At 73.3% G+C, this 24,631-nt stretch carries 23 protein-coding genes; 6 read left to right on the forward strand and 17 right to left on the reverse strand.

The features are described from left to right. Nucleotides 1-104: 104 nt before the first annotated feature. From HGA03_RS02395 to HGA03_RS02415, 5 genes are read left to right on the forward strand one after another with little or no spacing between them, the layout of a single operon-like run. Entirely contained in the window at nucleotides 105-1,250 is a 1,146-nt protein-coding gene (locus HGA03_RS02395; RefSeq protein WP_168628588.1) for a PP2C family protein-serine/threonine phosphatase, read from the forward strand. Continuing rightward, a complete protein-coding gene (locus HGA03_RS02400) occupies nucleotides 1,247-3,235 on the forward strand; it encodes a glycosyltransferase (protein WP_168628589.1) in 1,989 nt (662 codons plus the stop codon). Before HGA03_RS02395 ends, HGA03_RS02400 begins: the two co-directional genes overlap by 4 nt. Next, nucleotides 3,235-3,570: an STAS domain-containing protein gene (locus HGA03_RS02405; RefSeq protein ID WP_168628590.1), complete on the forward strand. Its 336-nt coding sequence runs from the start codon at nucleotides 3,235-3,237 to the stop codon at nucleotides 3,568-3,570. The genes HGA03_RS02400 and HGA03_RS02405 overlap by 1 nt, the downstream gene beginning before the upstream one ends. Then, entirely contained in the window at nucleotides 3,557-3,979 is a 423-nt protein-coding gene (locus HGA03_RS02410) for an ATP-binding protein (protein WP_168628591.1), read from the forward strand. The genes HGA03_RS02405 and HGA03_RS02410 overlap by 14 nt, the downstream gene beginning before the upstream one ends. 27 nt (nucleotides 3,980-4,006) lie before the next feature. Continuing rightward, nucleotides 4,007-5,182 carry a PP2C family protein-serine/threonine phosphatase gene (locus HGA03_RS02415; RefSeq protein WP_168628592.1) on the forward strand — a complete coding sequence of 392 codons (1,176 nt, stop codon included), beginning with the start codon at nucleotides 4,007-4,009 and terminating at the stop codon, nucleotides 5,180-5,182. 102 nt (nucleotides 5,183-5,284) lie between these two features. Here the strand turns inward: HGA03_RS02415 and kduI are convergent, their stop codons facing one another. The 9 genes from kduI to HGA03_RS02460 form a co-directional block, all read right to left on the reverse strand. Continuing rightward, entirely contained in the window at nucleotides 5,285-6,103 is an 819-nt protein-coding gene (gene kduI / locus HGA03_RS02420; protein ID WP_168628593.1) for a 5-dehydro-4-deoxy-D-glucuronate isomerase, read from the reverse strand. 31 nt (nucleotides 6,104-6,134) lie between these two features. After that, on the reverse strand, nucleotides 6,135-6,899 hold the full coding sequence (gene kduD / locus HGA03_RS02425; protein ID WP_210732088.1) for a 2-dehydro-3-deoxy-D-gluconate 5-dehydrogenase KduD: 765 nt from the start codon (nucleotides 6,897-6,899) through the stop codon (nucleotides 6,135-6,137). Beyond that, complete coding sequence (locus HGA03_RS02430) at nucleotides 6,896-7,753, reverse strand: fumarylacetoacetate hydrolase family protein (protein ID WP_168628594.1); 858 nt, start codon at nucleotides 7,751-7,753, stop codon at nucleotides 6,896-6,898. Before HGA03_RS02430 ends, kduD begins: the two co-directional genes overlap by 4 nt. Next, nucleotides 7,750-8,907 (reverse strand): glycoside hydrolase family 88 protein, encoded by a 1,158-nt coding sequence (locus HGA03_RS02435; protein WP_168628595.1) that lies wholly within the window; start codon nucleotides 8,905-8,907, stop codon nucleotides 7,750-7,752. The genes HGA03_RS02430 and HGA03_RS02435 overlap by 4 nt, the downstream gene beginning before the upstream one ends. Nucleotides 8,908-8,966: 59 nt before the next feature. After that, on the reverse strand, nucleotides 8,967-9,668 hold the full coding sequence (locus tag HGA03_RS02440; RefSeq protein ID WP_168628596.1) for a DUF624 domain-containing protein: 702 nt from the start codon (nucleotides 9,666-9,668) through the stop codon (nucleotides 8,967-8,969). A 5-nt stretch (nucleotides 9,669-9,673) separates the two neighbouring features. Further along, a complete protein-coding gene (locus HGA03_RS02445) occupies nucleotides 9,674-10,516 on the reverse strand; it encodes a carbohydrate ABC transporter permease (protein WP_168628597.1) in 843 nt (280 codons plus the stop codon). 1 nt (nucleotide 10,517) lies between these two features. Further along, nucleotides 10,518-11,453, reverse strand: coding sequence for a carbohydrate ABC transporter permease (locus HGA03_RS02450; RefSeq protein ID WP_168628598.1), 936 nt, complete (start codon nucleotides 11,451-11,453; stop codon nucleotides 10,518-10,520). Nucleotides 11,454-11,545: 92 nt separating this feature from the next. Next, nucleotides 11,546-12,859 (reverse strand): ABC transporter substrate-binding protein, encoded by a 1,314-nt coding sequence (locus HGA03_RS02455; protein ID WP_168628599.1) that lies wholly within the window; start codon nucleotides 12,857-12,859, stop codon nucleotides 11,546-11,548. Nucleotides 12,860-12,908: 49 nt separating this feature from the next. Beyond that, nucleotides 12,909-14,795, reverse strand: coding sequence for a DUF2264 domain-containing protein (locus tag HGA03_RS02460; protein ID WP_168628600.1), 1,887 nt, complete (start codon nucleotides 14,793-14,795; stop codon nucleotides 12,909-12,911). 124 nt (nucleotides 14,796-14,919) lie between these two features. On the opposite strand from HGA03_RS02460, the gene HGA03_RS02465 reads away from it, so the two are divergent. Next, nucleotides 14,920-16,014, forward strand: a complete 1,095-nt coding sequence (locus HGA03_RS02465; RefSeq protein WP_168628601.1) for a substrate-binding domain-containing protein — start codon at nucleotides 14,920-14,922, stop codon at nucleotides 16,012-16,014. 4 nt (nucleotides 16,015-16,018) lie between these two features. Here the strand turns inward: HGA03_RS02465 and HGA03_RS02470 are convergent, their stop codons facing one another. Genes HGA03_RS02470 through HGA03_RS02505 form a run of 8 tightly spaced genes read right to left on the reverse strand, consistent with a single transcriptional unit; the run spans nucleotide 16,019 to nucleotide 24,612 of the window. Further along, on the reverse strand, nucleotides 16,019-16,162 hold the full coding sequence (locus HGA03_RS02470; protein WP_168628602.1) for a hypothetical protein: 144 nt from the start codon (nucleotides 16,160-16,162) through the stop codon (nucleotides 16,019-16,021). Continuing rightward, a complete protein-coding gene (locus tag HGA03_RS02475; protein WP_168628603.1) occupies nucleotides 16,141-16,713 on the reverse strand; it encodes a GNAT family N-acetyltransferase in 573 nt (190 codons plus the stop codon). The genes HGA03_RS02470 and HGA03_RS02475 overlap by 22 nt, the downstream gene beginning before the upstream one ends. A 29-nt stretch (nucleotides 16,714-16,742) precedes the next feature. Continuing rightward, nucleotides 16,743-17,417, reverse strand: coding sequence for a DUF1345 domain-containing protein (locus HGA03_RS02480; protein ID WP_168628604.1), 675 nt, complete (start codon nucleotides 17,415-17,417; stop codon nucleotides 16,743-16,745). Nucleotides 17,418-17,438: 21 nt separating this feature from the next. Then, complete coding sequence (locus HGA03_RS02485) at nucleotides 17,439-20,870, reverse strand: FUSC family protein (RefSeq protein ID WP_168628605.1); 3,432 nt, start codon at nucleotides 20,868-20,870, stop codon at nucleotides 17,439-17,441. Nucleotide 20,871: 1 nt separating this feature from the next. Next, nucleotides 20,872-21,633, reverse strand: coding sequence for an ABC transporter ATP-binding protein (locus HGA03_RS02490; protein ID WP_168628606.1), 762 nt, complete (start codon nucleotides 21,631-21,633; stop codon nucleotides 20,872-20,874). After that, nucleotides 21,630-22,604 carry an ABC transporter substrate-binding protein gene (locus tag HGA03_RS02495; protein WP_168628607.1) on the reverse strand — a complete coding sequence of 325 codons (975 nt, stop codon included), beginning with the start codon at nucleotides 22,602-22,604 and terminating at the stop codon, nucleotides 21,630-21,632. The genes HGA03_RS02490 and HGA03_RS02495 overlap by 4 nt, the downstream gene beginning before the upstream one ends. After that, nucleotides 22,601-23,701: a FecCD family ABC transporter permease gene (locus HGA03_RS02500; protein WP_168628608.1), complete on the reverse strand. Its 1,101-nt coding sequence runs from the start codon at nucleotides 23,699-23,701 to the stop codon at nucleotides 22,601-22,603. The genes HGA03_RS02495 and HGA03_RS02500 overlap by 4 nt, the downstream gene beginning before the upstream one ends. Continuing rightward, nucleotides 23,698-24,612, reverse strand: coding sequence for an urea transporter (locus tag HGA03_RS02505; protein WP_168628609.1), 915 nt, complete (start codon nucleotides 24,610-24,612; stop codon nucleotides 23,698-23,700). Before HGA03_RS02505 ends, HGA03_RS02500 begins: the two co-directional genes overlap by 4 nt. Nucleotides 24,613-24,631 lie beyond the last annotated feature (19 nt).

Consider the following 24,631-nt stretch of genomic DNA (forward strand, 5'->3'; position numbering starts at 1 on the left):
CGGTCCGGGCGGCGGAGGCGATGGGCCCGCCGCCCGGGCCGGCAGCACGCTCCACCGCGCAGGACGCCGTCGGCGCGGTTAGCCTCACCCCGCTGGGGGTGAACATGAGCGAGGGCACGACCACGACGGCCGAGGTGGACCGTCTCGCGGCGCTGCATCGGCTGGGGTTGCTGGACACCCCGCCGGAGGACCGGTTCGACCGGGTCACCCGGCTGGCGCAACGGATGCTCCAGGTGCCGCTGGCGTTCGTCTCGCTGGTCGACACCGACCGGCTGTTCTTCAAGTCGCGGCAGGGCAGCCCGGATCCGGAGATGCCGCGGGACGGCACGTTCTGCTCCGCTGCGGTGAGCCAGCCGTCGATCTTCGTGGTGCCGGACGCCGCCGGCGACGACCGGTTCCGGGACGCGCCGTTCGTGGTGGGCGACCCGCACATCCGGTTCTATGCCGGCCGGCCGCTGGTCGCGTCCGGTGGCGAGCGGGTCGGCACGCTGTGCGTGATGGACCACCAGCCCCGGGAGTTCACCGCGCAGGACGAGGCGGTGCTGACCGACCTCGCCGACTGGGTGGAGAAGGAGCTGGCCGGGGAGGCCGAGTGGGCGCAGGCGGCCGCGGTGCAGCGGGGTCTGATCCCGGCCGCTCCACCGGCGATCCCCGGCTGGGACCTGGCCGGAGAGCGCCTGACCGCGCGGGGGGTCGGCGGTCATTTCTACGACTGGCGGCAGGTGGACGGGCAACTGGTGCTGACCCTGGCGGAGGTCACCGGCCCCGGACTCGGCGCGGCGATCATCGCGGCGACCGTGCGGTCGGTGCTGCGCGGGCTCGGCCGGCACGAGGACGTGGCCGCGGCGGTGGAGCTGACCGGGCGGCTGGTCGGCCCCGACCTGACCAGCACCGGGACGACGGTGTCGGTCTTCCACGGGCAGCTCGACCCGGAGTCGGGGGTGCTGCGGTACACCCGGGCCGGTGACGGGCTGGCGCTGATCAGGACCGCCGGGGGTGACCTGGTCTGGCCGGCGGCGCCGGGTCCCCCGCTGTCGGGGCGCGACGCCGGGCCGCGGACGGCGGCGGAGCTGGTGCTGCTGCCGGGGGACACCCTGGTGGTCGCCAGCCACGGCCGGGGCCTGGTCCCGGAACGCTCGACCGGTGCGGGCACGGCACGCGAGGCGCTGGACCGGCTGCTGTCCGCCGGGCCACCGACCGTGCTGACCGAGGACGTGACGATGCTGGCACTGCGCAGGGGGGACCGATGAGACGGCAGATGGTGCTGCGGGTGGTGGTCGTGCTGACCCTGCTGCTCGGCGTGAACTACATCGTCTGGCGGTGGCTGGACTCGGTGAATTGGTCGGCCTGGTGGATCGCCGTGCCGCTGGTCATCGCCGAGACCTACTCACTGATCGACATGGCGCTGTTCGGCGTGACGATGTGGCGGGCCCGGACCCGGGAAGACCCGCCACCGCCGCCCCGCGACCTGACGGTGGACGTGTACATCACCACCTACAACGAGCCGGTCGAGCTGGTGATGCGCACGGCCGTGGCCGCCCGGGACATCGCCTACCCGCATCACACCTGGGTGCTCGACGACGGGTCCCGCCCGGAGCTGGCGGCCGCGGCGCAGGCGGCCGGGATCGGGTACATCGAGCGGTCACCGGACTGGATCGATCGCCCCCGGCACGCCAAGGCCGGGAACCTGAACAACGCGCTGTTCCAGACCGCGGGCGACTTCCTGCTCATCCTGGACGCCGACCAGATCCCGGACCCGGAGATCCTGGACCGCACGCTGGGCTACTTCGACGACCCGCTGGTCGCGCTGGTCCAGACCCCGCAGTTCTTCACCAACGTCACCGAGGCGGACCCGCTGGGCAGCCAGGCCCCGCTGTTCTACGGGCCGATCCAGCAGGGCAAGGACGGTTGGAACGCCGCGTTCTTCTGCGGGTCGAACGCGGTGCTGCGCCGGGACGCGCTGATGCAGCTCGGGCTGGTCGGATACGTCCGGGAGACCGAGCGGTCGGTGCGGACCGCGTTGCAGACCGCCCGCCGGGTGCTGGCCCGGGCGCAGCGGGACGCCCCCGATGCCGCCCAGGCCGCCGTGCTGCACGAGGTCCAGGAGGCGGCGGCCCGGGCACTCGGCGCGCTGGACGCCGGGGCGTCGCTGTCCGAGGTGACCTACGCCTTCCAGCGCGCGGTCGACGCGATCTCGGACCGGGTGGTGACCGAGGACGTCGCCGGGATCAAGGCCGACCTGGCGGCGATCGCGGAGCTGCCGATCGCCCGGGACGACCAGCTCGGCACCCTGGTGGTCGACGAGTCGGCGCTGTCCGGGCTGGCGGATCGGCACTGGTCCCCGCTGGGGGCGATCGAGTCGGTGCAGGCGCTGGTCCGGGCGGTGGACGTCGACCGGTCCGCGGAGGCCCAGGCGGTGATGCCGGTGGCCACGCTGTCGGTGACCGAGGACATGGCCACCGCGATGCGGCTGCACTCCCTCGGCTGGCGCACGGTCTACCACCACGAGAGCCTGGCGCACGGCCTCGCGCCGGAGGACCTGGGCACGATGCTCACCCAGCGGCTGCGATGGGCGCAGGGCACGATGCAGGTGATGCTGCAGGAGAACCCGTTGCGGGTGCGCGGCCTGAGCGCCGGCCAGCGGCTGATGTACTTCGCCACGATGTGGTCGTACCTGTCCGGCTTCGCCGCCGTGGTCTACCTGGCGGCGCCGATCATCTTCCTCTGCTTCGGCACCATGCCGGTGACGGCGTGGAGCGTCGACTTCTTCGCCCGGTTCATCCCGTACTTCCTGGCCAACCAACTGCTATTCGCCCTGGCCGCCCGGGGGGTGCGCACCTGGCGTGGCCAGCAGTACGCGCTGGCGCTGTTCCCGGTCTGGATCACGGCGGTGTGGACCGCGGCGGCGAACGTCTGGTTCGGCCGCCCGCTGGGCTTCGCGGTCACGCCGAAGGTCCGCCCGGACGGGTCGCCGAGCCAGTGGCGGCTGATCCGGCCGCAGTTGATCGCGATGGTGCTGCTGGTGGTGGCCGCGATCGTCGGGATCGTCCGTGCGGCACTCGGACTGTCCTGGTGGGTCGGCACCGTGGTGAACCTGGGCTGGGTGGCCTACGACCTGGTGGTGCTCAGCGTGCTGTTCCAGGCGCTGCGCTACCGCGGATTCACCGGCCCCGAGGCCACCCCGCCGGCGAGTGCCGTGCGGCGACGCGACGACGACATGACCAGGAGGCCCTGATGGAACTGCAGAACGACCGGCACGGGGACGCGGCGGTGCTGCGACTGCGGGGACGGCTGACCATCGGCGCGGCCGCCGAGCTCAAGGCCGCGGTGGACCAGGTGGTGGCCGGCGGGGACACCTTCGTGGTGGTGGACCTCGCGGAGACCGATTTCCTGGACTCCTCCGGCCTGGGCGCGCTGGTCGGCGGCCTGCGGACCGCCCGCGCCGCCGGTGGCGACCTGCGGATCGCCCGGGCCGGCGATCAGGTGGCCTCCGTGCTGGAGCTGACCACGATGGACCGGGTGCTGCGGCCGTATCCGACCGTTGAGGACGCGGTCGGTGACCGCCCCTGAGGGCACCGAACTCCGGGTCGACGGTCCCGCGGACCTGGGCTGGCTGGACGAGATCCACACCGCCTTCGCCCGGTTGTGGGGGCGGGCGCCCGGGGTCGCGGCCCTGGACCGGACCCGGTTCGAGACCGCGGTGATCGAGGTGGCGACCAACATCGCCCGGCACGGCCGGACCGCGGACGGGTCACCGGTGCACGCCGGCCTGTTGATGCGGGTGCTGCCGGATGCGCTGGAGGCGGAGTTCGCGGACACCGGCGTCCCGGCCCGGGTCGACCTGGATCCGGCGCCGGTCGACGACCTGGCGCTGGGCGGTCGCGGGATCGCGCTGGTCCAGCGGGCGGTGGACACCCTGAGCCTGTCCTACCGCGACGGGCACAACATCTGGTGGCTGGTGCGCCGCCGAGTGGGGTGAACCGTGGCCGTGACATACCGTCGCCAGGTGGACACCGACTTCTCCGGCCCCGAGGAGGCGCGCGTCGCAGCGCTGCACGACCTGGGGGTCCTCGACCGACCCGCCGAGGACCGGTTCGACCGGGTGGTCCGGCTGGCCCGGCAACTGTTCGGCGTGGACACCGCGCTGGTGTCGCTGGTGGACCGGGACGTCGTGGTGCACAAGGCGATGGCCGGGTTCGAGCAGCGGGTGGTGCCGCGCGAGGAGTCGTTCTGCGGCACCGCGGTGCTCAGCGACCAGATGCTCATCGTCCCGGATGCCGCCCTCGACGCCAGGTTCCGCGACCAGCCGTTCGTGACCGGGCCGGACGGGCTGCGGTTCTACGCCGGACAGCCGCTGGTCACCGCCGGCGGGCACCGGGTGGGCACGCTGTGCATCGCCGACCACGAGCCCCGCACCTTCGACCCGGACCACGCGGCGCTGCTGCGCGACCTGGCCGGCTGGGTGGAGAAGGAGCTCGCCACCGACACCGAGCTGGCCTGGGCCGCCCGGGTGCAGGCCGGGCTGCTGCCCCGCACCGCGCCCGAGATCCCCGGGTACCAGCTGGCCGGCGCCTGCCTGCCGAGCCGGGCGGTGGGCGGTGACTTCTACGACTGGACCGCCACCGACGACGGGCTGGTGTTCACCCTGGTCGACGTGATGGGCAAGGGCACCGGCGCCGGGATCATGGCCGCGTCCATCCGGGCGGTGCTGCGCGGGTCGGCGCACGGCACCGACGTGGCCCGGTCGCTGCTCTACGCCGGGGCGATCCTGCACGCCGACCTGTCCGGCACCGGCCTGTTCGCCACCGCCTTCCACGCCGCCCTGGATGCCGGCACCGGTGAGCTCACCTATGCCGACGCCGGGCACGGCCTGACCCTGCTGCAGCGCCCCGACGGTGGCCACCAGCGGCTGACAGCCACCGGCCTACCGCTCGGCGTGCTGGACGAACAGAGCCGCGACCAGCGGACCGTGCGGCTGGACCCCGGCGACCTGCTGGTCACCTTCTCCGACGGGCTGCTCGACCTGACGGACGGCACCCTGGCCGGCGCGGTGGTGGTGGCGGACGCGGTCCGCGGCGCCGACTCGGCACAGGCCGCGGTCGACGCGGTGCTGCGACTGGCGGCGCAGGCCTCCACCCGTCCGGATGACATCACGGTGGTCGCGCTGCGCCGGGCGGCCTGACCGCCGTCCCCGGCGCCGAGTTCGGTACATCCGCGCCGAGTGCGGCGACCGCGCAGCCGCACTCGGCACCGGAGTAACGAACTCGCGCGCCGCCGGGTCCGGTCAGCGCAGCGCGGTCGGCGGGGCGGGGTCCATGTCGGTGAACTCCTGGTTCTCCCCCGCCATCGCCCAGACGAAGGAGTACGCGGAGGTGCCGACGCCGGAGTGGATCGACCAGGACGGGGAGATGATCGCCTGCCGGTCGGCGACCACCAGGTGCCGGGTCTCGGCCGGGGTACCGAGCAGGTGGATGATCCGGGCGTCCTCGGGCAGGTCGAAGTACAGGTAGCACTCGGTGCGCCGGTCGTGGGTGTGGGCGGGCATGGTGTTCCACATCGAGCCCGGGTGTAGCTCGGTCACGCCCATCACGATCTGGCAGGACCGGACGCCGTTCAGGTGGATGTACTGGTTCAGGGTCCGGGCGTTCGAGGTGAGCTGGTCGCCGAGTTCGAGCCGGTTGCCCTGGCCGGGCAGGGTCAGCACGGTCGGGAAGCTGGTGTGCGCGGGGGCGGAGAACAGGTAGAACTGCGCCCCGGCACCGTCGAAGACCACCTGCTCGGACCCGCGGCCGACGTAGAGGCAGGCGCCGGTGGGCAGCTGATAGCCGGTGCCGTCCACGGTGACCGTGCCCGCGGCGCCGACGTTGACGATGCCGAGCTCCCGGTTGGCCAGGAAGTACTCGGCGCGCAGCTCGTCCGGAGCGTCCAGGGTGAGCGGGCCGTCGGCCGGGGCGGCGCCGCCGAGCACGATCCGGTCGTGGTGGGTGTAGGTCAGGGTGATCCGGCCGGGGACGAAGATCTCCGGCAGCAGGTACCGCTCGCGCAGCTCGGCGGTGTCCATGCCCGGCAGCTGCTCGGGGTTGGTGGCGTAACGCTGGTCCATGGGTGGGGTCCTTTCGGGGTCGAGGGGTCGTTCAGCGCACCAGCCAGCCGCCGTCGACCGGGATGATCGCGCCGTTGAGGTAGTCCGAGGCGGGCGAGGCGAGGAAGACGAAGGCGCCCTGCAGGTCGGCGGGGGTGCCCCAGCGGCCGGCGGGGATCCGGTCCAGGATCGACGCCGACCGCTCCTGATCGGCCCGGATCGGCGCGGTGTTCTCGGTCGCCATGTAGCCCGGCGCGATGGCGTTGGCATTCACCCCGTGCGCCGCGAGCTCGTTGGCGAAGGACTTGGTCAGCCCCGCCACCGCGTGCTTGGTCGCGGCATAGCCCGGCACCAGGATCCCGCCCTGGAAGGACAGCATCGAGGCGATGTTGATGATCTTGCCCGACCCCTGGGCGACGAACCGGCGACCGGCGGCCTGCGACAGGTGGAAGACCGCGTCCAGGTTGATCGCCAGCACCTCGTCCCAGTCCTGGGCCGGGTGCTCCAGCAGCGGGGCCCGCCGGATGATCCCGGCGTTGTTCACCAGGATGTCGATCCGGCCCAGCGCGGCGACCACGGCGTCCACCGACGCGGCGAGCTCGGCGGGGGTGGCGGTGATCAGGTCCTGCTCGAGGGCGAACGCCCGCCGGCCGAGCGCTTCCACCGCGGCGACGGTCTCGGCCGGGGCGGTGCGGTCCAGCAGGGCGATGTCGGCGCCCGCCTCGGCCAGTGCCAGTGCGGCACCCTGGCCGAGTCCGCGGCCACCGCCGGTGACCAGGGCGACCTTCCCGTCGAGCCGGAACGAGTCGAGAATCATCGGTGGTCCTCCTGGGAGACGAAGGTGGTGGTCAGTTCGCCCAGCCCGGCGACCCGGACGGTGACGGCGTCACCGGGGGCGAGTGGCCGGTGGACGGCCTGGGCGGTGGGCAACTTCTGCGGGGTGCCGGTGGAGATGACGTCGCCGGGTTCGAGGGTGAGGACCTGGGACAGGTAGTGCACCAGGTGGGTCATCGGGAACACGGTGCTGGCGGTGCTCTGCGACACCGTGACCACGCCGTCCCGGATCACCTCCAGCAACAGGTCCTGCGGGTCCGGCACCTCATCCGCGGTGGTGATCCACGGCCCGAGCGGCGCGAACCGGTCGAAGCACTTGCCGAGGGTCCACTGCGAGGACCGGTCCTGCCAGTCCCGGGAGGAGACGTCGTTGAGCAGGGTGTACCCGGCGATGTGCTCGGCCGCCCGGTCCAGTGGCACCCGGTGCGCCCGGCGGCCGATCACCAGGGCGATCTCGCCCTCGTAGTCGGTGTGCGCGGACACCGCGGGCAGCGGCACCGGGTCCCGCGGACCGGCCAGGGTGTTCGGCGTCTTGACGAAGACGTTCGGGTACTCCGGCACGTCGTCCGGGTCGGCACCGGCGGCGACGTGACCGGCGTAGTTGTAGCCCAGGCACAGGAGGGTGCCGGGGGTGACCGGCGGAGCCAGGGCCACGTCGGCCAGCGCGGGCATCGCCGACGCGCCCGCCACCGCCTGCTCCGCCCGCGCCCGCGCACCCGGGCCGGCGAGGATCGTGACCACGTCGGCCGCCACGGCGCCCAGGTCGCACACCCGGTCACCGACCACGGCGCCGGGCCGGTGCTCCCCCGCCGGCGTGATCCAGGTGACCAGCCTCACCAGTACCGCCGCCAGTCCGGGCGGGTGTAGCGCATCAGCGCCTCCAGGTAGAAGTAGTCGCCCCACAGGCAGCCCTCGTCCACCCCGTTGCCGGTGGGCAGGTCGTAGACCGAGTGCAGCAGCAGGGCGTCGGAGTCGACGCCCTCGGCCTGCGGGGTGTAGCCGGTGGCGGCGTCCACCAGGAGCTGCCGCCCGGCCCGCAGGTAGCCGGCCGCCCGCTCCGGGTCGGTCTCGATCCGGGCCAGCTCCTGCAACCCGCAGGCGGCGATCGCGGCGGAGGAGGAGTCCCGCGGCTGGTCGTCGCCGTCGCCGTAGATCAGGTCCCAGAACGGCACCCCGTCGGTGGGCAACTCCCGCAGGAACCGGTCGGCGCACCGGCGCGAGGCGTCCCGCAGCTGCTCGTCCCCGGTGAGCTGGTGGGTCAGGGCGAAGCCGTAGATCCCCCAGGCCTGGCCGCGCGCCCAGCAGGAGTCGTCGGCCGCGCCCTGGGCGGTGGCCCCGCGCAGCGGTGCGCCGGTCTCCGGGTCCCAGTAGAAGGTGTGGAAGGTGGTGTCGTCCGCGCGCATCATGTGGGTGGCCAGCTGGGCGGTGTGCCGCTGCACGGCCGCCAGGAACCGCGGGTCGCCGGTCTGCTCACCGGCCCAGGCCAGCAGCGGCATGTTCATCAGCGAGTCGATGATGGTGCGCCCGCGCTGGGCCGGGTCGGACAGATCGCCCCAGGCCTGCACGATGCCGGCCGGTTCCAGGAAGCGGTCCATCAGCCGGTCGGCGGCCTCCAGTGCCGCCGCCCGGGCCTCCTGGTCGCCGAACAGCCGCCAGGGCGCCACCGAGGCCAGCGTGTAGAGGAACCCCAGGTCGTGGGTGTCCAGGTCCCGCTTCCCGAACACCCGCTCGGCGAAGTCGGCGGCGTGCGCCTGCCCGGCGGTGCGGAACAGGTCCTCCCCGGTCAGCTCGTAGGCGAGCCAGTGCTGGCCGGGGACGAAGCTGGTGGTCCAGCCGCGGTTGTCGCCCTCGGCGAATCCGTCCACCGCCGGCCGCAGCGGGTAGCGGCCCGCCACCGTGCAGTCGTCGGGATAGCGGTCGCCGAAGGCCGCGATGTTGCGGCGGACGGTGACCAGTGCCTGGTCGAGGGCGTGCGCGAGCACGTCGGTCATGACGATCGGGTCCGTTCCTCGGCGCTGGGGCGCGCCGCGTCGCTCAGTGGTGGATGGGGTCATCTGGAGTCGTCGGGGAGCAGCGGGCGCAGCGCGAACCGCAGCGTCCCCCAGACGACGAACAGCAGTGGGGCGACGGCGACCCCGAGGGCGATGGCCGGCCGGGTGACGACCAGGCTGCTCAGCAGCCCGAGGACCAGGAAGGCCCCCGCGGTGAGGTACCAGCGACGGACCGCCAGGTAGAGGGCGGCCCGGGCCAGGTCGCGCAGCCGCAGGTGACCCAGCTCGGGCACCCCGACCAGGGCCATCAGCCCGGTGGCCAGGGCGAGCAGCAGCAGCACCGCCTGCACCGGGATGATCAGCGCCCCGGCACCGCCGGCCCCGGCCATGAAGAACCGGATGTTCACCGCCGCGACGGCGACGATCGCGGTCACCGCGGCACCGATCGCGAGCGAGCGCCGCAGGTGGGTGCGCCAGGCCCGGGCGAAGGTGCGGATCGCGGTGGTCGACCCGTGATCGCTGAAGTCGGCGAACACCGCGAAGGCGCCGACCAGCGCGGGCCCGAGCAGCGGCGCGGACAGCACCAGCAGCGGCCAGGTCCCGGCGATGTCGCTGAACAGCAGCAGCCCGACCGCCGGCAGCGTGGCGACCACCACCAGCAGGTTGGTCATCAGCCCGGTGTAGACGGTGCCGAACAGCAGCTCGTACAGCTCGTGGTTGAAGATCCGGCGCTGCCGGGCGGCGGGGGCGAGGGTGGCCATCACGCTCAGCCCTTCACACCGGTGGCGGCGATGCCCTCGACGAAGAACCGCTGACCGAGCGCGAAGATCACCGCGATCGGCAGGATCGACAGCACCGAGCCGGTCATGATCATCGCGTGCTCGGCGCTGAACTGCGTGATGAAGGTCCGCAGGCCGATCTGGATCGTCCACAGGTCGCGGTCGCGCAGGTAGATCAGCGGGCCGAGGTAGTCGTTCCAGGTGTTGACGAAGGTGATCAGGGTCAGCGAGGCGATCGCCGGGACCGACAGCGGCAGCATGATCCGGCGCCAGATCCCGTACTCGGACAGCCCGTCGATCCGCGCGGCCTCGGACAGCGCCTCGGGCACCGACTCGAAGTACTGCTTCATCAGGAACACCCCGAAGGCGCCGAAGGCCTGCAGCAGGATGATCGACAACCGGGTGTTGGCCAGGCCCCAGTCCGAGATCATCACGAACTGCGGGATCATGTACGACTGCCAGGGCACGGCGATGGTGCCGATGTAGACCAGGAACAGCACGTCGCGGCCGGGGAACCGGATCCGGGAGAAGCCATAGGCGGCGAACGACCCGGTGAACACCTGCAACGCCGTGACCACCACCGAGATGAACAGGGTGTTCCCCACCCAGGTGCCCATGTCGGCGCGCTCGAAGATGTCGACGTAGTTGGACCAGACGAACGGGTCCGGGATCCAGGTGATCGGCGCGGTGAACACGTCGACGTTGTGCTTCAGCGAGGAGATGACCATCCAGATGAACGGCAGCAACAGGCCGAAGGCGGCGACGATCAGCGCGGCATAGCCCACCGCGCGCAGCGTGCCGGCGGCCAGCCGGGATTCCTTGTGCGCCATGTCAGGCCTCCCGCCGCTTGTTCCACAGGAACTGGAAGATCGTGATGGCGATGGACAGACCGAACAGCACCACCGCAGCGGCGGCCGCGTAGCCGAACTGGTTCTCGGTGAACCCGCGCTGCCAGATGAACTGGCTGATCACCATCGTCGAGGTGCCCGGTCCGCCGTTGGTCATCACCAGCACCAGGTCGAAGACCTTCAGTGCGTTGATCGTCAGCATCACGGTGACGAAGAACGTGGTCGGCCGCAGGCAGGGCATCGTCACGTTGAGGAATCGCTGCCACGCCCCGGCACCGTCCATCCGGGCCGCCTCGTGCAGTTCCCGCGGGACGGTCTGCAACCCGGCCAGGAACAGCAGCATGTAGTAGCCCATGAACCGCCAGGTCGACACGATGATCACCGCGGGCATCGACCAGGTGGTGGACACCGTCCACTCCGGCGGGTTCTCGATCCCGATGAAGCGCAGGAACTGGTTGATCGGCCCCAGCTCCGGGCTGAACAGCATGTTCCAGACCGCGGCGATCGCGACGATCGAGGTGATGTACGGGAAGAACGCCACGGTGCGGAAGAACGTGACGCCGCGCAGCTTGCGGTTCAGCAGCAGGGCCAGGCCGAGCGAGGCGGCCAGCGTGAGCGGCACGTGCACCGCGGTGAAGTAGAGCGTGTTCCACAGCGAGGTGCGGAAGGTGGCGTCGCCGGCCAGCCGGGTGAAGTTGTCCAGCCCGATCCAGCTGGACGAGCCGAAGATGTTCCAGTCCGTGAAGGACATGTAGAACAACGTCAGGACCGGGACGAGCGTCAGGACGGCGAACCCGATGAAGTTCGGCAGGATGAACGTCCAGCCGATCAGCAGATTGCGCAGCATGAGCCGGGAACCCCGTCGGCGCCGCGGCGCGCGGTCCGGGGCCAGGTGCGGGGGCGCCGCGGTGGTGACCATGGGATCTCCTGGGGGATGAGGTCGGCGGAGTCGAGGGGTGCGGGGCCCGGGCCGTGGAGGGCGTGTGCTCCGGGCCCCGCACCGTCAGGACGTCAGTCCTGGATCTCGCTCTCGAACCGGCTCTGCGCGGTCTCGATCGCCTGGTCGATCCCGGTCGCCCCCGGCATGACCTCGGTGTGCAGGGAACTGAGGATCGACTGGATCTGGGCGACGTTCGGGTCGACCGGGTTCTCCTGCTTCACCTCGGAGGTGCCCAGCGCGAAGGCGGACAGCTCGTCCTGCGGCATGCCCTCGACCGCGAACATCGCGTCGACGGTGGCGTCGTTGACCAGTGCCGGGGTCAGGCCCAGGTCGGCCAGCACCGTGGCACCCTCCTCGCCGGCGGAGTAGGCCAGGAACTCCTTGGCGGCCTCGATCTTGGCCTCGTCGATCCGGGCGTTGATCGCCATCCCGGTCGGGCCACCCAGGGTGACCGGGGTGTTGTCCAGGCCGGTGGTCGACTCGTCGTACTGCGGGGCCGGGGCGATCCCCCAGGCGAACTCGTCCGCCTCACCCGCGCCGACCTGGGCGATCAGCTGCGAGGAGAACCAGGTGCCCATCGGGACCATCGCGGCGCGCTGGCGGCCGAACTCCGAGGAGTGGTGCAGCGAACCGGTGGTGACGGTGCCGAAGGGCTGCTGCAGACCGGCGTCCTGCATCGCCAGCGCCCGCTCGTAGTACGGCTTCAGGTACTCGAAGTCGCCGGAGAGCAGGTCGGCGCCCGGGGTCTGCGCCTGGGCGAAGCCCTGCACGGTGGACTGCCAGGCGTGCTGGTAGACCGGGAACGCGCCCTCGGGCAGCCCGCCGTCCTTCAGCTCCTGCGCGGTGGCCTGGTAGTCGTCCCAGGTCCAGCTGCCGTCCGGGTACTCCACCCCGGCGGCGTCGAACAGGTCCTTGTTGTAGTAGACGACCCAGAAGTCGTTGCGGAACGGCACCGCCAGGGTCTGGCCGTCCTCGGTCTGGTAGACGTCCAGGGCGCTGGTGGCCGGGTCGAGCCCGTCGGCGACATCCGCCACGTCCAGCAGCAGGTCGTTGCCGGAGAACCGGATGAAGTCGGTGTTCTGCTTCATCATCACGATGTCCGGGGCGGTGCCGGCGGCGATGTCGGTGGTCATCGCGGTGACGTAGTCGTCGCCGGAGGGGTACTCGACCACCTCGATGGTCACGTCGTCGCTCTGGGCGTTGAACCCCTCGGCGAGTGCGGTGAACTCCGGGGTCTTGGCCAGGTCCCAGCCGGCCATCGTGATGGTGGTCGGGCCGCCTGCGCTCTCCTCGCCACCGGCGTCGCCGGACCCACCGCAGGCGGTGAGTGCGAGGACGGCGGTCAGGGCGAGCCCGGAGCCTGCCGCGAACCTGCGATTCGTCATTCCTGATCTCTCCTTTGAGATGCCCGGATCGGGCGGTGGGGGGTGTGGACTAGCCCTCGATCGGCAGGTCCGTCGACGTGGCGGCGCCGTCCGGCCAGGTGACCGTGGCGACGGTGCCGGTCAGGTCGAGCGCCGCCGGGCCGGTGGCGGCCCGGGTGCGGCTGAGCTCGGTCAGTGCGGCGATCCACCGGCCGGGCCGTGCGGGGTAGGTCAGCGCCGGGATCCGGGCGCCCGGGCCCATCGGGCTGACCTGGGGGCGGGTCAGGGTGCTCGCGGTCGCCGACCCGAGGACGGGCGACAGGGTGGAGGTCAGTCCGTCGTCGTCGACGGTGGGCCAGCCGGTCAGCCGCAGCGTCACGGCGGCGGCGGGGTCGGCGAGCTCGTCCACCCGGACCAGGCGCAGTTCCCAGGGTCCGCGGACCAGCGACAGCACGGTCAGCCGCCCGGCCGCCTGCACCTGGCCGGTCCAGCCGGAACCGTGCAGGGTCTGCCGGACCGGCATGTCGATCCAGTGCGCGTCGGCCACGCTGCCGGCGACCGCGACCTCCCCGGCGAGCACCGGGGCGATCGGGGTCCAGCCGGCCCGGTGGCTGACCCGCTCGGCGGCGTCCACCAGCGCGGCGCTCTGGTCGGTGGGGTGACGCCAGGAGCCCTCGTCCAGCCAGGGCCAGGTGGCGGTGGAGTAGCCGAGCCGGGCGTACAGCGGCGAGTCGCCGACCTGGTCGCCGGGGCGGGCGTGGTCGGTGCCGTGGTTGATCACCCGGACCACCCCGTCGGCCTGCGTCCCGGACACCACCCAAGCCGGGGCACCGATCACGTGCAGGTCGTCGCCGCGCTCCACCGGCAGCGGTTCCTCGACCGCGGTCCAGGCGGGGTGGTCGGCGGGCAGGGCCAGTCCGAGCATGCCCTTGCTCGCCCAGTACGGGGAGCCGGGGCCGGAGTAGGACTGCAGCATCGGCAGCCACTCGTGGTGCCAGCCCTGGGTGAGCAGCCCGCGCCGGTCCGGCACGCCGTGGGCGCCGAAGTGGTCGACCATCCCGGAGGCGGCCCGGCGCAGCAGCCCGGGGGTCACCGATGGCACCTCGGCCAGCGCCCCGACCCAGAACGGTGCGGCGGCGGCGAACCGGTAGGTCAGGCTGCGGCCCTGGATCAGCGGGCTGCCGTCCGCGCCGACCAGGTGCACCGCGTCGGTCAGGAACCGGTCCAGCGCCGCCCGGTCGCGCTCGCGGCGCCCGGCGGCCAGGTCCTCGGCGCCGGCCATCCGGGCCCAGAGCGTCGGGTACAGGTGCAGCGCCCAGCCGACATAGTGGTCGAAGTTGCGCTCGTCCCCGTCGGAGAACCAGCCGTCCGCGCGGGTGAAGGAGTCGTGCAGCGCGAGGTCGTCCGCCATGTCCTGGTCCGAGGACGGCCCGCCCACCGACCGCAGGAAGGTCTGCACCACCAGCCGGAACCAGCACCAGTTGTTGCGCGGGTAGCCGTGGTCGCCCACGCAGACCGCCAGGTACTCGACCAACTGCTGCTGGGTACGCGGGGTGAGCCGGTCCCAGATCCACGGCCGGGTCAGGTCGAGCACCAGGGCGAGTGAGGCGGCCTCGACCTTGGCCTGCGGGTGCTCGTCCAGCCGGACCCAGCGGTCGGCGGCGTCCGGGTCGACCCCAGTGGTGATCCCGCGGGCGTACCACTCGGCATAGCCGTGCGGGTCGGCGCCGTGGTCACCGGCCAGCCGGAAGCCGGCGAGCAGGAAGGTCCGGGCGAAGCCCTCCAGGCCGTCCACCGCGGTGCCGTAGCCGCCCTCGACGCCGGGCAGGGTGATCCGGGCATGCCCCGGGGACGCCCACGGCCGGACCGCCGCCAGCATCCCGTCGGCCAGGGCCGCCCACCGCTGCCGGTCCCAGCCGGTGAGCGGGGAGGTGGGGTGGGGGTGCTGCGGGGCCATCCGGATTCTCCTTCGAAGTCGGAACGACCCGAAGCAAAACAGTCACCGATTGGCACTGTCAATCATGTTCTGATCGCTTATGATCGTTACTGATCCGTGACGATCATCCAGCCGTGAGGACCCCATGACGACACCCGCACCGCGCTCCCCGATCCCGGCCGAGCGGCACGCCCGACTCCTCGCCCTGCTGGAGCGGGACGGCATCATCCGGGTCGCCGACCTGGTGGCCGACCTCGGCGTCACCCCGGTCACCGTCCGCCGGGACATCGCCCAGCTGGAGGAGGAGGGCCTGCTGCGCCGGGTGCACGGCGGCGCGGTCGCCGCGGCGACGCCCGCCCCGGTGGGCGAGCCGGTGGAGGAGCCGGCCCGGATCGGGGTCCTGGTGCCCAGCCTGGCCTACTACTGGCCCGGGGTGGTGCAGACCCTGGAATCGGAGTCCCGCACCCGCGGGATGCGGACCTTCCTGCGCGCCTCCTCCTACGAGGCCGCCGACGAGCGCCCGATCCTGGACCGGCTGATCAGCCAGGACCGGGTGGACGGCCTGGTGATCGCCCCTCGCACCGACGGCCCCGGCACCCAGGCCCTGGTCCGCTGGCTGGAGGAGTCGGACATCCCCACCGTGCTGATCGAGCGGGAGGCCACCACCACCGCCGGCCACGGCATCTTCAACTCGGTGATGAGCGACCACGCCCTCGGCACGGTCAAGGCGGTGCACCACCTGGCCGAACTCGGTCACCGCAAGGTCGGCATCGTGCTGTCCCGGCACTCGCCGACCTCCCGGAAGATGGTGGCCGGCTGGCGGACCGCCTGCGCCGAACTCGGCCTGACCAGCGACGAGCGCTTCGAGCGGCTGGTGTCGATCCGGTCCACCGCCGACTTCGCGCCGCTGGTGAACGACCTGGTGGAGAACGTGCTGGAGTCCGGCACCACCGGCCTGCTGGTGCTCTCCGACCCGGAGGCGTTCGCGGTGGTGCAGAACCTGCTGGAACGCGGCTACGACGTGCCCGGCGACCTGTCGGTGATCGCCTACGACGACGTGATGGCCGACTCGCTCAGCCCCCGGCTGACCGCGGTGCGCCCGCCCACCGGCCATGTCGCCCGGGTCGCCCTGGACCGGCTGGAGCAGCTGATGGCCGACCCGACCACCCCGGCCCAGCGCACCCTGATCAGCCCCGAGCTCAAGATCCGCGAGTCCACCGGCCCGGCCCCCGCGCACTGACCCCTCAGGCGGCGATCAGCCCGGCGACCAGGTTGCTCACGGCGTGCACCAGCGTGCCGGGCAGCACGCTGCCGGCCCGCAGCCGCAGCAGCCCGAGCAGCCACCCGGCGGCGGCCTGCGCCGAGCCTAGTGAGCCGCCCGGTCCCACTCCTCACGCAGCAGCGCATAGGTGTAGCTGTCGTACCAGCGGCCGTCCCGGTGCAGCGAGTCCGCCCGGAAGTCGCCCTCCCGGCGCATCCCGACCCGCTCCATCAGCCGCCAGGACGGGATGTTGTCGGCGAAGCAGCCGGCGGTCACCCGGCGCAGGCCCAGCTCGTCGAAGCAGGCCGTCAGCACCCGGCGCACCGCCTCGACCGCGAAGCCCCGGCCCTGGAACGCGGGGTCCAGCGCCCAGCCGAGCTCCGCCTGGGTCCGTGCGGCCCGGTCGGCGACCTCGCTCTGTCCCCAGGCGTCCTCGATCCGGATCATCAGGTCGCCGATCACCCGGCCGTCGTGCTCGATCACCAGGGTCGGCTCCAACCGGTCCGGCTCGGCGAACCGGGCCACGAAGTCCGCCTCGTCCACCGGCAGGGTGGTCATCCAGCGGGACACCTCCGGCAGCCGCCGGATCGGCCAGAGCAGGGCGGCATCCGCCGGGGTGGCGCGGCGCAGCAGCAGCCGGTCGGACCGCAACGGCCAGGCGAGGTCGGACAGGCTCATCCCCGCAGGCTAGCGGGCCGTCCTGCGGTTCAGATCCCGCCGAACAGCAGCGAGACCATCATCGCGATCAGCACCGAGTTGAAGCAGAAAGCCACCAGGACGTTCGCCCGGACCAGCCGCCAGGCCGCCCGGGTGGTGGCGCGCCCGGCGGCGGTGGCGGCCATGGTGGACATCAGCACGGTGAAGGTCACGTAGTCGCCGAACCGGGGCGCCTCCGGGAACGGGAAGGTCACCTGCCGCGTGTCGCCGGTCGCGTCCAGCCGCAGATAGGACTGGGCGAAGGAGAACACCATCACCGCCCACGCCCCGGCCACGGTGAGCAGGCCGAGCACCAGGTAGCGGACGTCGCCGCGGAACTCCGGGGTCAGGGCGATGCCGATGGTCCCGGCGACCGCGATCACGGCGGCGGTGATGGTGGCGCCGGCGGTGCCGTTCGCGCCGGAGATCCGCTGGTACCACCGGCGGCTGGCGTGGTGCTCCGCGCGGGCGACCCGGCGCAGCTCCTCGGGGCCGAGCCGGGAGTACACCGTCCCGCTCCAGGCGACGTAGATCAGCGCGTACAGCGGGTAGAAGACCACGAAGGTCGCCACCAGGGCCGCGCCCACGTCCTCCGGGTCGTCCAGGAGCGGGATCAGGGCGACCACGGTCAGCACCATGGCCACCGAGCTGCCGAGGGTGGCGCGGGCGAAGTCCGTGCGGGGCATGACCCCGAGTATGCCGGGCGGTCAGCCGGGCGGATTCGCGGCGCCGACCAACCGGAGCAGGGTCAGGTTGATCCGCTCCAGCTGGCGTAGCACGTCCGCCTCCGGCCCGGCGGTGTCCAAGTGCCCGGCGAAGTCGAGGTCGTCGTCCACCGCCTCGGCGGGGCGGCCGGTGAGCACCGCGCTCAGGGCGGACAGGTTGCGCCGGGTGACGGCACCGGCCCGGTCGCGCTCCTCGGCCAGGCGCGAGCGGTCGCCGTGCCGGGCCGGTTCCACCGCGCGGAGCAGGTGCCGGGTGTACGTGGCCAGCGACCAATACGCGGTCAGCCGGGCCTCCACGCCGTCCGGGTCCAGCGAGCCGGTGACCCGGCGCAGCGGGCGGGCGGTGCCGACCAGGGTGCGCAGGTCGCGGTCCAGCCGGAGCTCGCGCTCGCGCAGGGCGTGCCGGGTGACCTGCCCGCCGCCACCGAGCCGGTCCAGGGCACCGGTGACCAGGATGTCGACGTCACGGACCACGGCGGCCGCGTCCCGGTCCAGCGCGGAGCGGGTCCGGGTGGGCAGGATCAGCCAGGCGGCCAGCAACGCGACCACCGCGCCGAAGACCGTCTCCAGCACCCGCAGCTCCAGCGCCACGCTGGTCAGCCGGCCGAGCGACTCGTAGACCAGCGCCAGCATCGCCATCCGCCAGAACACCGCCCGGGCCGGCGACACCGGCTGGGCGTAGGTGGAGGCGAAGGCGGTCAGCGCCAGCAGCGGGACCACCACCAGCAGGTCCGCCCCGGTGGCCAGCGCGATGCCGAAGCCGGCGATCGAGCCCAGGACGGTGCCGATGATCCGCTGGGTGCCCTTCATCAGCGTCTCGCCGTCGGTGCTGCCGAGCACCTGGTAGGCGGAGATGGTCGCCCAGTACTGGTGGCTGCTGGACACCGCCTCCCCGGCGAGCAGTGCCACCCCGGTGGCGACCCCCGCCTGCACCGCCCGGCGGGTGGCAGGTCCTGGACCCCGACGGGGGGAGACGTCGCCGGTGGCCAGACCTGTCATGCGTTCCAGGTCGATGCCCTCGGCGTCGTCGTCGGGGTCCAGGACGGTGAGGGCGGGCGCCGAGGGGTCGAGCACGGCGACCTCGGCGCGCCGCAGATCGTGGGCCGCACGGAACAGCTCGTCCGCGGCCAGGCAGAGCACCCGGGCGGACCGCGGCCAGTCGTCGGGGGTGGCCGCGCCCGGCCACGGGTCGAGCCCGGCCTCCGGGTCCGCGGCGGCGGGGTCTGGGCCGGCGGGGTCCGCGGCGGCGGGGTTTGCGACGGCCGGGTCTGGGGCGGGGCGCACGGGCCGGGCCGCGAGCGCCGACAGGTGGGCGCGCAGCAGTTCCAGCCGCCCGGCGAGCCGGCCGCGCAGCTCGAGCGGGACGGCGGTGCCGGTGACACTACGGGCGGCGCCGACCAGCCCTTCCACCGCCAGCTCGGCGTCGAACAGCCGCAGCCGCAGTTCGGCCACCCGGGTCGGGTCCACTGCGTCCAGCCCGCCGGGCGCGGTCAGCCGTCCGCCGACGAAGGCTACCCCGCGGTGCAGTTGCCGGGTGTCCTGGGCGACCCGCCGGCGGATGTCCGGGTCCCAGCGCGCCCAGGACACCGCGTCCACCAGCACGTCCAGCGCGCCGGCCAGGTGCACGTCCAGCGCGGTGGCGCCCTGGGTGAGGGCCCGGCGCGGGCGGTCCGGCAGCAGCACCCAGGTGAACAGCAGCGACCAGCCGATCCCGACCACGGCGGCGAGCGCGAACCAGCCCACCCCGGTGAACTGCGGGCCCAGGACCAGCGCGAAGTAGAACGCCATGAACGTGATCTGGCCCAGCGCCGCGCCCCGGGGGCCGAACCGCCCGGCACCCACCCCCGCCAGCGCCACCGCGACCAGCAGCACGGCGGTCCAGCCGGGCGACCCGGCGGTCAGCGAGCGCAGCACCAGCACCACCCCGACCGGCACCAGCACCAGCAGGCCGCTGACCAGCCGGGCGCGCGGGGTGGCGCCGACACCCGCCCCGGCGCCGAGCATCGCCACGAACCCGCCGTAGAGCGCGGCCGACGCCGCCTGGTCGCCGCGGTGCAGCGCGAACACGGTCAGCGCGGCGGCCCCGGCGGCCAGCACCGTCCGGCCCGCGGTGCGCAGCCGGGCGTGCCCGGGGTCGGCCAGCGCGAGCCGCCGCAGCGATGCCCGCCACCAGCGCCGCGGCGACCAGCGCCGGCCGGCGCGCGGGTGGTGGTCCTGCGGCTGGAAGACCCGGCCGCGCAGGGCCGCGTGGGCGACCGGGTCGTCGTCGGCCAGGATCGCCACCGGGTGGTCGGTCAGGATCACCGGCTGGTAGTCCAGGTCGTGCCCGACCGCGAGCGCGATCTGTTGCGCGCGGTAGGCGAAGGGCAGCCACCGCGTGTAGCGGCGGTAGGCCTCCTCCGGGTCGGCGAGCGGGGACAGCCCGGCCAGGTCGGCCATGTCCCGGTCGAGCTGGAGGAACCGGCCGGTCCACTCGTCCACCTGCTCGCCGCGGCCGGCCCGGCCCACCCGGTCCAGGAAGCGCGCCCGGTCCAGCACCTCCGGCACGTCGGTGCTCTGCCAGCGCAGGATGCCCTGCAGGTACTCGCCGAACTCGAGGAACTGGAAGGTCAGCGGCACCAGGGTGGGTTCGGTGGTGGCCGGGTGACCGGCGGGCAGTCCCCAGCGCAGCGCCCCGATCGTGCCGCCCAGCATCCGGATTGCGTAGGGCAGCGCGTACTGGTCCCGCCCGCTCTGGAAGTAGTACGCGCTGTGGTGCAGCCGCAGGCCCTCGGTGTAGGAGGCGAAGGACTCCGCGATCCCGTCCAGGTGGCCGTCCAGCCCGGAGCACTGCCCGTCCCGGAAGTACGGCGCCAGTCCGGCCACCGCGGACCCGGCGCCGCGCTCGGCGACCAGGAAGTGCCGGCAGAGCGCGTTCAGGTCGGTGATCACGCCATAGACGCCGAGCAGGAAGGTCAGGATCAGCGAGATCAGCACCACGCCGGTGAGCGTCTCGGCGATGGACAGGAAGCGCAGCAGGTCGGTGGCGGCGGTCAGGTAGGAGCCGCCCACCGAGGACAGTTGCGCCGCGCTGAAGTAGAACGCGCCGAACAGGTCCAGCGGTGCGCCCTTCCCCCACCCGGTGAAGGAGGTCCGCGACATGTGGCCGTAGTAGACGAACCCGAAGCCGGCGATCACCCCGGCCAGCCAGACCATCACCAGCACGACCACCTGCGCGCCGGTGACCTGCCGTAGCGCGACCGGTCGCCAGCGGCGGGGCAGCCGCCGGGTGACCAGCCGGGTCAGCCGCCACTGCCAGGCGGACACCCGGGCGGAGATGAACCCGGCCTCGTCGTAGTTCAGCGCGGTCAGGAAGATGTCCAGCAGGGTGCCGAACAGGATCACCAGCCCGAGCAGGGTCCAGAGCGAGGACATCTCAGCTCACCGCCGGGCGGAACGCGAGCTGGAAGCCGTCGTCCAGGGCCATCCGGCGCACGGTCAACCGGTAGACCGGCTCCAGCACCTCGGGCACCAGCACCTCGGCCGGGGTGCCCGCCGCCCGCACCCGGCCGTCGGCCAGCAGCAGCACCCGGTCGCAGTAGGCCGCCGCCAGGTTCAGGTCGTGCAGCACCACCACCACGGTCACCCCGAGCCGGCGGACCAGGTCGAGCACCTCGTGCTGGTAGCGCACGTCCAGGTGGTTGGTCGGCTCGTCCAGCAGCAGGTGCCCGGCGGACTGGGTCAGCGCCCGGGCCAGCAGCACCCGCTGCCGCTCGCCGCCGGACAGGTCGGCGAACTCCCGGTCGGCCAGGTGCAGCCCGCCGACCCGGCACAGCGCGTCGGTGGCGATCGCCAGGTCCTCCCGGGTGGTCCGGGCCGGGCCGCGGTGGTGTGGCGTGCGGCCGAGCAGCACCATCTGCGCCACCGGCATCGGCGGGTCGTCGCCGTGCTCCTGCACCACCACCGCCACCCGGCGGGCCAGGTCCCGGACACTCAGCCGGGCCAGGTCCTCCCCGTCCAGCCGGAGGTCGCCGGCGGCCGGCCGCAGCCCGCCGTACAGGCAGCGCAGCAGGGTGGTCTTGCCGCTGCCGTTCGGGCCGAGCAGCCCGAGCACCTTGCCGTCGGGGGCGGTCAGGTCGACGCCGTGCAGCACCGGGACCGGGCCGTAGCCCGCGGACAACCCCCTGACCTCGATCATGACCCGGCCTCGATCAGGTCCAGCAGGTGCACCAACCCGTCCACGGCCAGCGGGCCGGGCGGCTCGGTGAAGTTGAACAGGTGCACCAGGATCGCGTCGTCCCGGACCGCGGTGATCCCCTCCGCACCGGGCAGGCCGGTGACCGCCGCCCGGACCTGCTCCGGGTCGCCGTCCTCGTGCAGCAGCACCAGGACGTCCGGGTCGCGGGCGATCAACTCCTCCCGGGTCACCTCGAACACCCGGTCGTCCACGTCGGCGAAGACGTTGGTCAGTCCGGCGGCGGTGAGCTGGGCCTGGGCCATCCCGGAGTTGCCGTAGGCGTAGGTCACCCCGCCGCCGAGGGTCGGGTAGAGCACCGCGGCGGTGCGCCGTTCGGCCGGGTCGGCGCGGTCGAGCTGGGCGTCCAACCGCTCGTGCAGCGCCACCGCGGCTGCCTCCGCCTGCTCCGGCACCCCGAACACCCGGCCGTAGAGCGCGAACTGGTCGTCGATGTCGCCGTAGTCCACCGCCGACGGCCCGTCCGGGCAGAGCGCCGGCTCCTCCAGCAGCGGGATGCCGGCGGCCGCCAGCGAGTCCCGGTCGGCGGTGGCCGTCGCGCCCAGCACCAGGTCCGGACGCTGGGCGATCACCACCTCCCGGGAGATCTGCACGTGACCGGCGGCGTCGGTGGTGTCGGTGAGCACCGGGATACCGGACAGCTGGTCCCGGGTGGCGTCGTCGTAGTAGGCCTGCGGGTACCGGCCGGCCCGGGCCACCACCCGGTCCAGCACCCCCAGGTCGTGCAGGTAGGACACCGAGGCGCTCTTGAGCAGCACCACCCGCTGCGGCGGCGCATCGAAGGTGACCTCGGCACCGCAGTTGGTGACGGTGACCGGGTAGCCGTCACCGGTCCCGGTCACGGCGGAGGGCGCACCGCAGGCCGCCAGGGCGAGCAGCCCGGCGGCCAGGATCAGCGCAGGAGTCCGGTTCACGGCAGCGCCACCGCCCGGCGGGACCGCACCAGGTGCAGCAGGAAGGGCGCACCGACCAGCGCGGTCACGATCCCGATCGGCAGCTCCTGCGGCTGCCGGACCATCCGGGCCAGCACATCGGCCCAGAGCAGCAGCGACCCGCCCAGCAGGGCGGCGACCGGGATCAGCCAGCGGTGACCGACCCCGACCAGGCGGCGGGCCAGGTGCGGCACCACCAGCCCGACGAAGCCGATCGTCCCGGCCGCGGCCACCACCACCCCCACGGTCAGCGACACCAGCAGCAGCAGCCGGGTACGCAGCCGGGACGGGGAGATGCCCAGGGTGCGGGCGGTCTCGTCGCCGAGCGCCAGGGCGTCCAGCCCCGGCGACCAGAGCACCAGGGTGAGGCAGGCGGCGACGACCACCAGCGCGACCACGGCCAGCGGCATCCCCCACCGGGCCAGGGACAGCGACCCGAGCAGCCAGAACATCACCGACCGGGCACCCTCGGCCGACCCGGAGGCGAACACCAGGAAGCTGGTCGCCGCCGACAGCGCATAGCCCACCGCGACCCCGGCCAGCACCAGCCGCACCGAGGTGACCTCGCCGCGGTGCCGGGCGACCCCGAACACCAGCGCCGCGGCGGCCAGCGCCCCGGCGAAGGCGCTGCCGAACAGCGCGTACTGCCCCAGCCCGGCGCCCAGTCCGAACAGCAGCGCGGCGGCGGCACCGCAGGAGGCCCCGGAGCTGACCCCGAGCACATGCGGATCGGCCAGCAGGTTGCGGGTCATGGTCTGCAGAGCCGCCCCGCACACCGCCAGCCCGGCACCCACCGCCAGGGCCAGCAGCACCCGCGGCACCCGCACCGCCCAGACCACCGCCTCCTGGTCCGGCGACCAGGTCACCTCCCCCGGTCCACCCAGCGCGTGGCCGATGATCCTGGCCACGGTGCTCGGGGGTACCAGCACCGGCCCGAGCACCGCGGCAGTCCCGGCGCTGACCACGGTCAGCGCGACCAGAGCGGCCAGCAGCAGGCCACGCCGCCGGGCCCGGCCCCGGACCCCCAGCGGGTCGTGGTCGATCCCGGCCGGGTCGAGCAGCCCTCCGGCGGCGGTCATGACCGGTCGAGGCCGCGGATCGGGGCGGCGATCAGCAGCATCACCCAGGTGGTCAGGATGTACGGCCAGGTGTAGACCGGCCCGCCGGTGAGGTCGTTCATCAGCAGGGTCACCCCGGCGGTCAGCACCGCGCCCAGGGCGGCGTACCACCAGGACGCCGCCGACTCGCGCAGGAACACCACCGCCAGCGCGATGGCGGTCAGCACCCCGGAGTAGCCGGCCAGCCCCTCGCCGATCCGGCTGGGATCGGTGCCCAGCACCAGGGCGGTGACCGAGCCGATCGCGCTGCCCATCAGGGCGGCCACCCCGACCCGCCAGGAGGCCAGGAACAGCCCGATCAGGATCAGCAGGCCGCTCCACCCCCCGCCGACCAGCACCACCTCCGCGATGTTGGTCAGCAGCGACCGGGCCAGGTCCAGCACCACCCCGGCATCCGAGGGCGCCGAGGCGGCCGCGACGTGCCGGTCGGTGGTCAGCGCATAGGCCAGCCCGGCGACCAGGCAGAACGGCGCGGTGGTGGTGGGCAGTGCGAAGCGGCGCAGCGGCGGGGTGGCGAACAGCCGGGCCAGCACCCAGGTGACCGGGGCACAGAGCACGCCCCCTGCCGCCGCGACCAGCCAGGCGAGCCACTGGCTGCCCAGCGCGGTGAACGCCGCCGCGCCGACCAGGGCACCGCAGAACCCGAGCAACCCGGCCTCGACCGTGTCCCGCGGCGGGCGCAGCAGGCAGCCGGCGGCGGTGGAGGCCGCGGTGCCGACCAGCACCAGCAGCGCCATCCGCCAGTCCGCCACCACAAAGGCGGCCAGGATCGCCACCCCGGTCCAGGCCCGCGGCTGGAAGAAGATCTGCCCCAGCCCTCGGGCCAGCGACCGTGCGGTGAAGCCCGCCCATGCGCTCTGTGCCGTCGTCATGTCTCCCCCTGTGTCCCGG

The sequence above is a fragment of the Cellulomonas denverensis genome (assembly GCF_012396125.1).
GTDB classification, from domain to species: domain Bacteria; phylum Actinomycetota; class Actinomycetes; order Actinomycetales; family Cellulomonadaceae; genus Cellulomonas; species Cellulomonas denverensis.